The organism is Pseudonocardia sp. Cha107L01 (assembly GCF_052566575.1).
The window spans coordinates 7,651,179-7,663,000 of record NZ_CP199579.1 but is presented as its reverse complement, the minus strand read 5'-3'; the positions used below and the strand labels follow the sequence as shown (position 1 = coordinate 7,663,000).

The 11,822-nt window shown below is 69.6% G+C and carries 16 protein-coding genes; 6 read left to right on the top strand and 10 right to left on the bottom strand.

Features of this window, described 5'->3' with window-relative positions; all coding sequences use genetic code 11:
* The first annotated feature begins 8 nt into the window (after window positions 1–8).
* Window positions 9–443: a hypothetical protein gene (locus ACTXG6_RS36180; protein ID WP_445183822.1), complete on the top strand. Its 435-nt coding sequence runs from the start codon at window positions 9–11 to the stop codon at window positions 441–443.
* A 19-nt stretch (window positions 444–462) separates the two neighbouring features.
* Here the strand turns inward: ACTXG6_RS36180 and ACTXG6_RS36175 are convergent, their stop codons facing one another.
* The 4 genes from ACTXG6_RS36175 to ACTXG6_RS36160 form a co-directional block, all read right to left on the bottom strand.
* Window positions 463–948, bottom strand: a complete 486-nt coding sequence (locus tag ACTXG6_RS36175; RefSeq protein ID WP_445183821.1) for an ATP-binding protein — start codon at window positions 946–948, stop codon at window positions 463–465.
* 177 nt (window positions 949–1,125) lie between these two features.
* Complete coding sequence (locus ACTXG6_RS36170) at window positions 1,126–1,281, bottom strand: DUF6131 family protein (RefSeq protein ID WP_445183820.1); 156 nt, start codon at window positions 1,279–1,281, stop codon at window positions 1,126–1,128.
* Window positions 1,282–1,461: 180 nt separating this feature from the next.
* Complete coding sequence (locus ACTXG6_RS36165; RefSeq protein WP_445183819.1) at window positions 1,462–1,635, bottom strand: CsbD family protein; 174 nt, start codon at window positions 1,633–1,635, stop codon at window positions 1,462–1,464.
* Window positions 1,636–1,790: 155 nt separating this feature from the next.
* A complete protein-coding gene (locus tag ACTXG6_RS36160) occupies window positions 1,791–2,294 on the bottom strand; it encodes a hypothetical protein (protein WP_445183818.1) in 504 nt (167 codons plus the stop codon).
* A 230-nt stretch (window positions 2,295–2,524) separates the two neighbouring features.
* Between ACTXG6_RS36160 and ACTXG6_RS36155 the strand changes: the two genes are divergently transcribed.
* On the top strand, window positions 2,525–2,989 hold the full coding sequence (locus tag ACTXG6_RS36155; protein WP_445183817.1) for an STAS domain-containing protein: 465 nt from the start codon (window positions 2,525–2,527) through the stop codon (window positions 2,987–2,989).
* Window positions 2,990–2,994: 5 nt separating this feature from the next.
* Window positions 2,995–3,495 (top strand): ATP-binding protein, encoded by a 501-nt coding sequence (locus tag ACTXG6_RS36150; RefSeq protein WP_445183816.1) that lies wholly within the window; start codon window positions 2,995–2,997, stop codon window positions 3,493–3,495.
* Here the strand turns inward: ACTXG6_RS36150 and ACTXG6_RS36145 are convergent.
* Entirely contained in the window at window positions 3,492–3,869 is a 378-nt protein-coding gene (locus ACTXG6_RS36145; RefSeq protein WP_445183815.1) for an STAS domain-containing protein, read from the bottom strand. The genes ACTXG6_RS36150 and ACTXG6_RS36145 overlap by 4 nt on opposite strands.
* Window positions 3,870–4,066: 197 nt before the next feature.
* Between ACTXG6_RS36145 and ACTXG6_RS36140 the strand changes: the two genes are divergently transcribed.
* Window positions 4,067–4,468: an ATP-binding protein gene (locus ACTXG6_RS36140; protein WP_445183814.1), complete on the top strand. Its 402-nt coding sequence runs from the start codon at window positions 4,067–4,069 to the stop codon at window positions 4,466–4,468.
* Window positions 4,469–4,497: 29 nt separating this feature from the next.
* Here ACTXG6_RS36140 and ACTXG6_RS36135 read toward each other — a convergent pair whose 3' ends face one another.
* Window positions 4,498–5,034, bottom strand: a complete 537-nt coding sequence (locus ACTXG6_RS36135; protein ID WP_445183813.1) for a DUF6328 family protein — start codon at window positions 5,032–5,034, stop codon at window positions 4,498–4,500.
* 10 nt (window positions 5,035–5,044) lie between these two features.
* On the bottom strand, window positions 5,045–5,866 hold the full coding sequence (locus ACTXG6_RS36130) for an HlyD family efflux transporter periplasmic adaptor subunit (protein WP_445183812.1): 822 nt from the start codon (window positions 5,864–5,866) through the stop codon (window positions 5,045–5,047).
* 361 nt (window positions 5,867–6,227) lie between these two features.
* On the opposite strand from ACTXG6_RS36130, the gene ACTXG6_RS36125 reads away from it, so the two are divergent.
* Window positions 6,228–7,973: an MDR family MFS transporter gene (locus ACTXG6_RS36125; RefSeq protein ID WP_445183811.1), complete on the top strand. Its 1,746-nt coding sequence runs from the start codon at window positions 6,228–6,230 to the stop codon at window positions 7,971–7,973.
* Between the two features lie 433 nt (window positions 7,974–8,406).
* Here ACTXG6_RS36125 and ACTXG6_RS36120 read toward each other — a convergent pair whose 3' ends face one another.
* A complete protein-coding gene (locus ACTXG6_RS36120) occupies window positions 8,407–9,321 on the bottom strand; it encodes an alpha/beta fold hydrolase (protein ID WP_445183810.1) in 915 nt (304 codons plus the stop codon).
* Window positions 9,322–9,402: 81 nt separating this feature from the next.
* Window positions 9,403–9,903: a winged helix-turn-helix transcriptional regulator gene (locus ACTXG6_RS36115; RefSeq protein ID WP_445183809.1), complete on the bottom strand. Its 501-nt coding sequence runs from the start codon at window positions 9,901–9,903 to the stop codon at window positions 9,403–9,405.
* Between the two features lie 254 nt (window positions 9,904–10,157).
* On the opposite strand from ACTXG6_RS36115, the gene ACTXG6_RS36110 reads away from it, so the two are divergent.
* Entirely contained in the window at window positions 10,158–10,793 is a 636-nt protein-coding gene (locus tag ACTXG6_RS36110) for a methyltransferase domain-containing protein (protein ID WP_445183808.1), read from the top strand.
* Between the two features lie 8 nt (window positions 10,794–10,801).
* On the opposite strand, the gene ACTXG6_RS36105 is transcribed toward ACTXG6_RS36110, so the two are convergent.
* Window positions 10,802–11,818 carry an adenosine deaminase gene (locus ACTXG6_RS36105; protein WP_445183807.1) on the bottom strand — a complete coding sequence of 339 codons (1,017 nt, stop codon included), beginning with the start codon at window positions 11,816–11,818 and terminating at the stop codon, window positions 10,802–10,804.
* Between the last annotated feature and the right edge of the window lie 4 nt (window positions 11,819–11,822).

Here is an 11,822-nt window from a genome sequence, read left to right as displayed (position 1 = left end):
GAGTAGCTGTGCGGAATGACGCGTACCTGGTCCTGCTGCTCGTCGGCCTGCTCATCGCGCTGGCCGACGGGCAGGTCATCGCGCGCAATGCCTCGGCGTGCCTGCACGGGGCCTACGACGACCCCCGGCACGAGCGGCAGGCCGTGGGGCTGGTGGTGGCGCTGTTCCACCTGACCATGTTGGGGCTGGTGTGCCTGGTGACCTCGCAGTGGCTCTACCCGAGCCTCGCGGTGAAGTCGTTGGTCCCGCGCATCGGAGTGCTGCTGTTGTTGGCCGCGCTCTGCCACGGGGTGACGGTGATCGTGTTGTCCCGGCTGCGGATCGAGCAGGCCGGAGTGGAGCGGGCCGAGGCGCAGCTGCGCGAGGAGCGCGAACAGGACGATCGGGAGCAGCGCGACGAGGATGCGCGGGAGGTTCCGCACCCCGACACCGCGGCCACCTAGTGTCCTGAGTGCCACCGCACTAGAGCACGTCCGCGCTGTGTGAGGGCGGGAGTCGCCACTGCATGTGCACGGCGGTGCCGTCCGGGCCGGGCTGGAAGGCGGACCGGTGTGCCAGCGACTTGATCATGAGCAGGCCGCGCCCCCGGCTGCCCGGGTCGAGCGGCTCGGGGCGCCACGAGCCGTGATCGCGCACCGTCACCACCAGATGGCCGTCGAGCGTCCGGACGGCGCGCAGGTCCAGCGTGCTGGGCCTGTCCCGGTAGGCATGCTCCGCGGCATTCACCATCGCCTCGTAACAGGCCAGCACCAGGTCGTCCACCTCCGGCCGGGGGAGCCCGAGACCGGCGGCCCAGTCGCGTACCTGGTGACGCAGCTGGGTCAACGGGACAGGCGCTCCGGAGACGCCGGTGTAGGTCAGTGCGGGAACGGCTGGATCCGGTGGCGCGTCGAACCAGGACAGTGCGGTGCCGGCGGCCACGGCCTCTGGCGAGGACCTGTCGTCCACCGCGCCCCCCAACGTCGTCAATGCTCAGGGCCAATGATCAGGAATTCGTAGGTCTGACCTCGGGCCCTCGAGAAGTCGTCGGGCCCCACCCGCCTCTCTCAAGGCGAATGGGGCCCGTACGAGCGTCGGGATATTTCACTCGACAGCGAGTGCCCCGTCGTCCGAAGACTCAGGGCACTAGAAGTACCACCTGCGGCCGCCGACCCCACGTCCGACCGAACCGAGCAGCAGGAGAACGAGGCCCACCACAAGCAGAATTCCACCCACTGTATAGAGAATGGAAATGCCGGTGAGCCAGCCGATGATGAGTAGGATGACCCCGAGAACGATCATTTGTTCCTCCGGGATTCGGGACGCGTTGTCGCGTCGTGGTTGGTGCGGTCGTGACCGATCATTTGATACAGCCGCGGCTGCCACCTGACGTGGGATTTCCCCCGTCCGGCGTCGCTCACACCGGCCAATCGGGTGAAGCGTCCGAGGGACTCGGATGCTCGGGCCGCTGGTCCGGGTCGATCAGCTCTTGAAGACGTCCTTGATCTTCTCGCCGGCCTGCTTCAGGTTGCCCTTGGCCTGGTCGGCGTGCCCTTCGGTCTCGAGCTCCTCGTCGTCGGTGGCCTTGCCCACCGTCTCCTTGGTCTGGCCCTTGACTTCCTCGGCCTTGTTGCTGATCTTGTCGTCCAAGCCCATGGGAAACTCCCAATCATTGATTGTCGGTTCACACACGCCCGGTCGGGCATGGTGTTGAATACCCCCTGCGGGGTGGTCGAAACTAATTGTGGATCCGGGACCGGAACTAAACCGGCTTATTTTCGAAAGGTAACGGGAGACAGGTCAGGGAGTGGTCAGAGTGCGTCTCGGGAGGCGGGCGTCTCGTGCCGGGGCGAGGAGCGCTCGACCTCGACCGGAGCATCTGTGCTGGTCCGAGGCTTGGCGGGGCTGGTGTCCGACTCGCTCTCCGCGCGCTCGTCGGGCGCCTGGGAAGAACTGCGCTGGGCGGCGACCTGCGCCTCCGCCAGATCGGTCCCCTCTTGTTCCTGACGCATTCGGGAGAGGATCGACATGGTCGCCGCATGACCGAGCGCGGTCAGTAAGAGAATCACGCCGACACGGGCCATGACCGACTGGACGCCGGGGTTCGGACCGAGCCCGATGGACGCCACGATAGCCACAACACCCAACATGACCAGGTGGAAGAAAACCCCGACGAGCATGGATATCCGGCGCGCTGAGCCCGCGCGATAGACCTCGGCGAGGTAGGTCGGGCTGTTGCGCAGGATCAGCTGCCCATCGACAATCACGACGACCGCGCCGATGAATAGAACGACCAGATAAGGCCCGCTCAGCATAGCTGTCCTCCCCTCGACCCCGATGCCGACGATTACCCGGTGGATCGGCACCGGAACCTGACCTGTGGCCCGTGTCACCCACTTGCCGTACAGCTGCCCCGCTGCACAGTCCGAGATGGGCCGCCAATTCGTCGTGGAGCGCCGGATCGGCACTATCGCTCGCGCGGACGCGCACGACGTAGGCTGTCGAACCGACGGGGCCGCTCCTGGCGGCGACAGGAGGTACCGCGGTGGACGAAGACGCTGTCTCCGACGGCGGAGGCGTAGAGCTGAATCCGCTGCTCGCCGCGCATGTCCAGCAGGACACGGACGAAGAGATGATGAGTTTGACCGTCCTGCACGACGGCGGGGCAGTGATCGTCGCGGTCACCGGCGAGATCGATCTGGCCACTGCCGCCGGCTTGCGGGATGCGCTCTCGGCGGAGCTCGCCGCCGGCCCCGACGTGCTCATCGTCGATCTCGACGGCGTCGAGTTCTTCACCTCGGTCGGCCTGACCACCCTGGCACTCACCCAGCGCTCGGCGGAGGAGCGCGGCGTTGCCCTCCGGGTGATCGCTACCAGTCGCGCGACCCTGCGGCCGCTGCAGATCACCGGCATGGCCGAGGACCTGGCGCTGTACGCCAGCCGTGCGGATGCCATCGCCGACCAGCCGCTCCGGGTGGCGGGCGCGCTACCGGCCGACCCGGCCCACTAGCCGCTGTGTCGGCCTCGTCCCAGTCTCCCGCCGACGGCGTCGCGGATCGGCGCGCGCCGGCTCGCGCGGTGGCCGGGGAGTCCTGGTGGTCGCACGTGACGCCGGACGCCGCGGTCACCCGCCTGGTGTGCGCGGAGATCACCGGGGAGGCGAGCCAACTCGCCGACGTCCGCTCCCGCCTGCGTAAGTGGGCGATCGAGGTGGGGATGCGGTCCGAGGACGTCGACGACCTGGAGCTGGCCACTTACGAGGCGTTGGCGAACGCCGCTGAGCACGCCTACCCCTCCGGGCGGCCCCGGGTGGACCTGGAGGCGGTGGCCACCGCTGACGGCGGCGTGCTGGTGACCGTCCGCGACCATGGGCACTGGCGTCCGCCACCGACGGATCCCGGCTTCCGCGGCCGCGGACTGGGGATGATCCGGGCACTTGCCCACCGGTCCGAGATCGAACGGACCGGGACCGGGACCGTGGTGCACATGCAGTGGTTCGGCCCGGACGAGATTTAGCTCAGCGCGTCGGCCACGCTCGGGTAGTTCGGCAGCAGGTCGTCCAGGCCGGTGACCTCCAGGGCACGCACAACGGCCCGCTGGCTGCCCGCCACGACCCGGAGCCAGCCGCCGCGGTCGCCGAGGTCGGTGGCGCCCTCCACCAGGGCGGCCAATCCGGACGAAGCGAGGAAACTCACGCCGCTCAGGTCCAGGACGACCCGGGGGCTCGACGCCTGGGCGAGCCCCGCATCGATTGCCTCGCGCAGCCGCCCGACCGTCAGTGCATCGATCTCGCCGGTCACGGCCACGATCGCCGCCTCACCGGCACTCTCCACGCTCACAGCCAGCGTCCCGGCATCGTCGGGCTCAGCCGTGCTGAAATCACTTGTCACGGGCAGAACCTACAACCCTCGATCAACCACGGGTAGCCGCGACATCCCTCGGGGGGCTGGTGTCTTGATCGGCTAGTGCGCGGTTGAGTCGGATTCGACGCGGGTACGTCTGTCGTTGTGAGCGATGCCGGTGGTCCATCTCACCTGATGCCCTGTCCGCGTCGCACGGTCCGGTCTTCCCAGGGAGCATCGCCGCCGTGCTGAGGAACGTCCTGCCGTCGACCGTGGAAGTCCGGGTCCAGGCCGTGGATGCGCTCGTGCCGACCGTCCGGGCGGTGGCCGCGGACCTGGTGGGGCGCGCCGACTACGACCTGGACTCGATCTCAGACCTGCGGATGGCGGTCGACGAGGCCTGCGCGACGCTGGTTGCCGTGGCGGCGGCCGGTGCGTTCCTGGATTGCCGCTTTGTCATTGACAGGCACAACATCGAGGTCACTGTCACCGTTCCAGCTGGTCGAGCGGTCAGGTCGGTGGACACCAACGGATTCGGCTGGCGGGTGCTGGGGACCCTCGTCGACGACGTCAGCACCTATCGCGACGACGCGACCCGGCCGGCTCAGCTCGCCATCCGGTTCGTGAAGAGGGCCCGCGTCCGGTGACCGGCTAAACCGTCGCCCGATTTCTCGACCTACGGGTTGGGTCGGCCCGAGGTCTTGAGCCGCCACAGCCACGGCAGTACGCCCCAGAGCGCCGCGAGCAGCACGAAGGCGCATGCCGCGGCTACCGCGCCGCCGGCACCGCCCAGCACCGTGCTGAAGATGAGGAACACCACGCCGGTCACGGCGAGGCCGAGCAGAGCCAGGCCGGCCAGCGCCAACGAGTGGCCGGCATCGACCAGTTGCTCGCGCGCGTGCTGGCGGAACAGCGCGCGATGCAGGCCGACCGGTGCGATGAGCAACCCGGTCGAGCCCACCGAGAGCGCCACGGTGACCAGGTAGACGGTGTGCAGGTACACCGGCAGTTGGACGAACCTCGGTTGGAACGGCAGCGTGAGCAGCAGCCCGGTCAGGATCTGCACGCCGGTCTGCGCCACCCGCAGCTCCTGCAGGAGGTCGTTCCAGTTCCGGTCCAGCCGCTCGGTCGGAGTCTCGCTGCGCTCGGCGGGCCCGCGCTGGCCGGACCCGCGCCCGTCGTCATCCGGGTGTGCATCCCGCCCGCTCACCATGGCGCGGCGGTCAGTTCTTGTGGATGTGCACGGTCACGTTCATGCCCGGGGCCAGCGGAGCACCACCGGTGTTGGTGAACTTGATCTTCACCGGGACGTACTGGTCGACCTTCTGTGGGTTGCTCGGATCGGTGTCCGGGCTGGGGAAGATGGTGAACGGCCCGGCCGCGGAGTTCTGGATCTCGTAGACCACCCCGGTCACCGGTGCACTGGGCGATGCGTCCACCGAGATGTCCACGGTCTGGCCCGGCCGCACGTCCCCGATGTCGGTCTCGGCGACCCGGGCGGTGACGTAGATGTCGTTGAAGTTGTACGCGGTGGCGAGCTCGGTCCCGGCGGTGACGACCTCGCCGTTGACCGAGTTGTTGATCGCCACGGTGCCATTGCCCGGCGACTTGATGGTGCGCTGGGGCTGCGCGCCGGCACCCACACCCTTGATCCGGCCCAGGATCTGGTCGGTGTGCACGGTGGTGCCCTCGGTGGCCGTCCAGTTCGTGAGGATGCCGGTGGACGGTGCGTTGATGTCGACCTTGTCGCCGTCGACCTGGGCGTTGTCGGTAGAGACGTAGCGGCGGGTGCCGAAGTAGTAGGTGGCGGAGAAAGCGGCCGCTTCCAGCAAGGTGACCACCGCGATGGCGGCGAGCCCGATCTTGGTGGAGCGCTTCCACCTCGCGGGCGGCGGCGCGTTCGGTGGCGCGGGCGGTGTCGGTGGCGCGGGCTCGGCCTCGCGGGCAGTCAGCACCGTGCCGTTCGAGGCGCGGCCGTTCGGGGGGCGGCCGTTCGAGGCGCGGCCGTTCGAGCGCCCGGTCGGTGTGGCCTTCGGTCCTTCCACCCTCGGTCTCCTGCCTCGCCCGGTTCGCGGCGACCCGCGTCCAGCGACCTCCGGCTACCCCGCGGAACCCCTTAGCAAACGCAACGATCCTACCGCTAGTTTTCTCAACTTGTAATCAGGATCGTCTCGGCATCCGCAAGCGCGGCCGCGGCGAGAGGCTGCCGGCGTCGAGTCACCTTCGCGCCGTGCTCGATGGATTCCGCTGGTGGCGGTGCCGCTGCGTGAGTGCGGCGCGGCCGGCGGGCACATCTCGCCCGGCTGTCCGGTGGTGGCCGACTCGAGCGCGGGGGAGCGGGACGTCCCCACCCGGACAGTAGGTTCGCATTGCTAAATAAGCACATTAAGAGTATGTGTACGAGGTATGGCAGGTGCGGACTCCAGAGGACCCGGCGGTTTCGACCCCTGGGTCGAGGACGCCCGGGTCGAGGACAGAGCGGGCTTCGACCTCGGTTCCTTGAACGGGCGGTCGGGGGCGGACGGTGAGACGCGCGCCCGGGGTTTGGTGCTGGCCCCGCCGGCTCCGCGCCCGGCTCCGGCACCACCCGCCCGGCGGCCGCCGGCGCCGCCTCGGGTGTCCCCGGCGCCGACCGGGCCGGCGCAGGGCGCGAAGTGGGGGCTGCCGCTCGCGGTGGTCGTGATCGGGATGTTCATGTCGGTGCTCGACACGAGCATCGTGAACGTGGCGATCCCGACCATGCAGAAGCAGTTCGGTGCCTCGACCGACGACATCCAGTGGGTCAGCACCGCCTACACGCTGTGTCTGGGTGTGATCGTGCCGACCAGCGCCTGGCTGGGGGAGCGGCTCGGCCTGAAGCGGCTGTACCTGATCGCGCTGATCGGGTTCGGGGCTTTCTCCGCGCTGTGCGGGATGGCCGGCGACCTGAACGCGATGATCATCTTCCGGATCCTGCAGGCCGTTCCCGCCGGGGTGCTGCCGGTGACCTGCCTGACGATCCTCTACCGGATGGTGCCGAGGGAGAAGCTCGGCGCGGCGATGGGCCTGTACGGGCTCGGCATCGTGGTTGCGCCCGGTGTCGGACCCACGCTGGGCGGCTATCTGGTCGAGTACGTGGACTGGCGGCTGATCTTCTACATCAACGTGCCGATCGGTGTGCTCGGTGCGATCGCGGCAATGGTGGTGCTGCCGAAGTTCGGCGGATCGGCCGGGCGGCGCTTCGACCTGCCGGGGTTCCTGTGCATCGCGACCGGGTTGTTCGCGCTCCTGCTCGCGTTGTCGGAGGGGCAGACCTGGGGGTGGACCGGCTACCGGGTGCTGATCCTGGTGGCGGTGGCGGTGAACCTGCTCGCACTGTTCGTGGTGATCGAGCTGCAGGTCAAGGAGCCGCTGCTCAACGTGCGGGTGTTCGCGCACTGGCCGTTCGTGAACTCGCTGCTGCTGATCAGCATTCTGTCGATCGGGTTGTTCGCGGTGCTGTTCTACGTGCCGCTGTTCCTGCAGGAGGGCCAGAACCTGACCCCGATGAACACCGGTTGGACGGTCCTGCCGCAGGCCCTGGTGATGACGGTGATGATGCCGACCGCGGGGCGGATCTACGACAGGATCGGTCCGCGCTGGCCCGCGGTCATCGGGTTGCTGCTGTGCGGCGTCGGCACGCTGTTGCTGACCGGGATCAACATCGACATGACCCGGCCCGAGCTGATCGGCTGGATGATGATCCGGGCCGCCGGTATCGGCCTGGCCATGATGCCGATCATGACCGGTGGCATCTCGTCGCTGCCGCCGTCGATCGTCAACGCGGGCAGTGCGTTCAACACCCTGACCCAGCGGGTCACCTCCGCGCTCGGGCTGGCCGTACTGACCGCCGTCGCCACCGCCCAGCAGGCCCAGTTCATGGCGGACCGCTCCGCGCTGCTGCAGTCCGGTGGCCCCGGGATGGACCCGCGGATCGTCACGATGGAGCAGCAGGGCCCGGCCGGCCTGATCTCGCTGTGGCAGCAGCTCCATGTCGAGGTCGAGGCGCAGGCCTACAGCAACGTGTTCCTGATCGCCGGGATCTGCACGCTGGGCGGAGTGGTGTTGGCGTTCTTCCTCCGCCACGGCAAGGCGGTCGACACCGGCGACACCGAGCCGGTCGAGGTCGGCTAGCGCTCCGAGTCGGCGGGCCGCCGACGCGCCGGGTCGGCGGGCTGCCGGGCTTCCCGGCGGGGACGTTGCGCACGTCCGGTGGACCTCGCGCACGGTAGGTACGTTCCGTGCTTCTCGCGCACCTTGTGTGCTTCTCGCGCACCTTGCGACATCACGTCGCGCATCTCCCGTGGACGTCGCACACCGTGCGAGGTGCGCGATGCCCACGCAAGGTGCGCGAGGTCGAAGGCAAGTTATCGCCAGGCCACCGACGCCGACGGTCCGCGGTGCCCACAACGTGAATCAAACCGCTGTCTGAGGGTGGGCCGCGTCGAGGTCGACGTGAGTCTGATTCTTGGCGAAAATTACCGGACTGACGTTGCTCTCGGTGACGATGGACACGCCAGGGTCGACACAGGGCCGCCCTGTCGGTGACGGGGCGGGTCGGCCAGCGCTACGGCTCGGCGAGGAAGGTTCGCAGCTCCGCGAGGACCTGCTCGGTGCCCTCCTCGGGGAGGTAGTGCCCCACGCCGGGAAGGCCGCGGCCGGTCACCAGCGAGTCCTTGCTGGCCCGGCTGCGCCAGACGTCGAGCGGGTTCTCCCCGGGGCGTGCACCCACCAGGCCCTTCCCGCCCCAGAGCACGAGCGTGCGGGCGGTGATGGCCCGGCCCTCGGCCGCGCTCTCCGCATCGTGCCGCAGATCGATCGAGGCGCCGGCCCGGTAGTCCTCGATCATGGTGTGCCGGACGTCCGGGTCGGCGAAAGCGCGTTCGTAACGAGCCAGCGCCTCCGGGTGGAAGATGTCGAGCGACCCGCCGAAGCCGGCGAGCAGCCGGTGCAGGAAGTAGAGCGGATCGGCGGCGATGAGGCGTTCCGGCAGGTCCTCGGCCTGGACCAGGAAGAACCAGTGGAAGTACGCGGTGGCCACGGTCTGGTCGACGGTGCCGTACACGTGCGCGGTGGGCAGGATGTCCAACAGCGCGAGCCGCTCCACCTGGTCGGGGTGGTCCAGCGCCATCCGGTGGGTTACCCGCGCCCCCCGGTCGTGGCCCACCACGGCGAACCTGTCGTGGCCGAGGGCGCGCATCACGGCGACCTGGTCGGCCGCCATCGCGCGGAACGCGTACGGGCTGTGCTCCTGGTCGGAGACGGGCCGCCCGGAGTCGCCGTAGCCGCGCAGGTCGGTGGCGACCACGGTGTGGTCCCTGGCGAGCTCGGGCGCGATCTCGTGCCAGATGGCGTGGGTCTGGGGGTACCCGTGCAGCAGCAGGACCGGCGGGCCCTCGCCGCGGGTGACGCCGTGGATCGTCAACGGCTGGCCCCGGCCGTCATCGACCTCGACGTCGAGCGTGTCGAATCCGTCGAACATGAAGCCGCTCCGGTGGTCGTCGGGCTGGATCGGTCGGGCTGGATCGGTCGGGCTGGATCGTCAGTACCCCGCGGCCGGAAGCTACCGGCCCGCGTGTTCCCGTTGGTGCAGTACGTAGGTCCCCGGCCCGGCGGCGGCGCCCGGGCCGGGGCGGGCGGTGACCGTGGCCGCCGTGACCTCGGCACCGCAGGACGAGCAGGTCACCTCCGGGGTGAACGACTCGCCGCAGGAGTCGTGGACGAGCCGGACCGGAGGGCCGCCGGGCGGGGTGGCGTTGCGGTCGCCCCAGTGCATCAGGACCAGGAGGGCCGGCACCAGCTCCCGGCCGGCCGGCGTCAGGTGGTACTCGTACCGGGCCGGGCGGTCCTGGTAGGGGCGGCGTTCCACGATGTGCTGGTCGACGAGGTGCTTCAGCCGCAGGGCCAGCAGGTTGCGGGAGATCCGCAGGTTCTCCGCGATGTCGTCGAAGCGGTGCAGGCCGAGGTAGACGTCACGCAGGATCAGCGGGGTCCACCACTCGCCGACGATCTCGAGCGTCCGCGCGATCGAGCAGTGCATGTCCGCAAAGCTGGTGCGTTGCACGCGCTCGTCCCTCCCCAGAGCCGTCCCGGTGGGCCGACTCAGGGTAACTCAGTTCACTGGCAGGACCCACTAGGCTAAGTTCACTGACGGGACTAGGTCTTTGGGGGACGCAACCGTGGTCGGCACCCTGCGTATCGAGTTGGACTCCGCATCGCCCGACGCGATCGACGGTCGCCAGCTCAGAGCGGTGTCGTTCCAGGCCGTCCGCCTGGAGTACGTCCAGGCGACCATGGCCCACCTAGGGCTGAGCCCGGATGGCGGCCGGGCACTGGTGGTGGGCGGTGGCCGGGGCGTGCTGCCGAGAGGCCTGGCACGGCTCGGCTTCGAGGTGCTGGCCGTCGACCCCTCGCCGAGGGCGACCGAGCTGGCCGGCGCCGCGACCGGGTACGACGGACCGGACATCGCCTACCGGACCGACCGCGCCGGCGGAGGACCTCGGCGTGCCGGCGGGCACGTTCGACGTCGCCTACCTCGCCGACACGCTCGAGATCACCCCGGAGCTGGACCGGGTGCTCGAGCAGGCGCGGCTCACGCTCAGGCCCGGCGGGGTTCTTTTCTACGACACGGTCAATCGCACCCTGCTGGCCCGCCTGGTCTACCTGGTCGTTTTCCAGGGACTCCCGCTCACCCGGATCATGCCGCCCGGTCGCTACGCGGCGTCGAGGCTGCGCGGACCCGGTGAGCTGGGCGAGGCACTGGCCAGGCACGGGCTGCGCAACGAGGACGTCTGCGACTTCAAGCCTCGGAACCCGGCGAGCCTGCTCAAGGCCGTGCTCGCCCGCCGGCGCGGTGCCATCACGGACGAGCAGATCCCGCCGATAGTCGACTTCGTCCGGGTCCCGGACGGCTCGCCGCTGGTCACCTACCTCGGATACGCCCGCAAGGTCTGAGCGAAGCGCTAGTGCACCGCGCCCCTGATCCGGGCCAGTAGGTCGGCCCGCGCGGCGTCGGGGACGAACGCCGCGCGGGCCGCGTTCTCGCACAGCCGCAGCACGTCGGCGGCGCCGATCGGCAGCGCCCGCGCCACGGCACGGAAGTTGGCGGCGATGTAGCCGCCGAAGTAGGCCGGGTCGTCGCTGTTCACGGTCACCCGCAGGCCGCGGCGGAGCAGCGCGACGAGGTTGTGCTGCTCCATCTCCGGGAACACGCGCAGCTTGATGTTCGACAGGGGGCAGGCGGTGAGTGCGACCTGGTCCCGCACCAGGCGCTCGACCAGTCCATCGTCCTCGACGCAGCGCACCCCGTGGTCGATCCGCTCGGCGCCGAGCAGGTCGAGCGCCTCGCGCACGTAGGACGCCGGTCCTTCCTCACCGGCGTGCGCGACCGGGCGCAGGCCGTGCGAGCGGGCGGCGGCGAACACCCGCTCGAACTTCGACGGCGGGTTGCCGCGCTCACCCGAGTCGAGCCCGACGCCGACCAACTGGTCGAGGAACGGCAGGGCCTGGTCCAGGGTGGCGAACGCGTCCTCCTCGGGCAGGTGCCGCAGGAAGCAGAGGATCAGCTCCGAGGTGATGCCGTAGCGGCTCCGCGCGTCGTCCATCGCGCGGCGCAGCCCGCCGATCACGACCTCCATCGGCACCCCCCGGCCGGTGTGGGTCTGCGGGTCGAAGAACAGCTCGGCGTGGATCACGCCGTCGCGGTGCGCGCGCTCGAAGTAGGCGAGGGCCATCGCGTGGAAGTCGGACTCGTCGCGCAGCACGTCGCAGCCGGCGTAGTAGAGGTCGAGGAACGACTGCAGATCGCCGAACTCGTAGGCGGCCCGCAACGCGCCCACCGAGGAGTGCGGCAGGGCTACGCCGTGCCGGGCCGCGAGCTCGAACACCATCTCGGGCTCGAGGGTGCCCTCGATGTGCAGGTGCAGCTCCACCTTCGGGATGTCCCGGATCAGTCGGTCCAGTGTGGGGTCGAGAGCCATGCCC

Coding starts and splice junctions, on each gene's coding strand:
- ACTXG6_RS36165 (WP_445183819.1), bottom strand. CDS start 1,635: ATGGGCTTGGACGACAAGATCAGCAACAAGGCCGAGGAAGTCAAGGGC.
- ACTXG6_RS36125 (WP_445183811.1), top strand. CDS start 6,228: ATGGCAGGTGCGGACTCCAGAGGACCCGGCGGTTTCGACCCCTGGGTC.
- ACTXG6_RS36160 (WP_445183818.1), bottom strand. CDS start 2,294: ATGCTGAGCGGGCCTTATCTGGTCGTTCTATTCATCGGCGCGGTCGTC.
- ACTXG6_RS36170 (WP_445183820.1), bottom strand. CDS start 1,281: ATGATCGTTCTCGGGGTCATCCTACTCATCATCGGCTGGCTCACCGGC.
- ACTXG6_RS36135 (WP_445183813.1), bottom strand. CDS start 5,034: ATGGTGAGCGGGCGGGATGCACACCCGGATGACGACGGGCGCGGGTCC.
- ACTXG6_RS36120 (WP_445183810.1), bottom strand. CDS start 9,321: ATGTTCGACGGATTCGACACGCTCGACGTCGAGGTCGATGACGGCCGG.
- ACTXG6_RS36105 (WP_445183807.1), bottom strand. CDS start 11,818: ATGGCTCTCGACCCCACACTGGACCGACTGATCCGGGACATCCCGAAG.
- ACTXG6_RS36110 (WP_445183808.1), top strand. CDS start 10,158: ATGGCGGCCGGGCACTGGTGGTGGGCGGTGGCCGGGGCGTGCTGCCGA.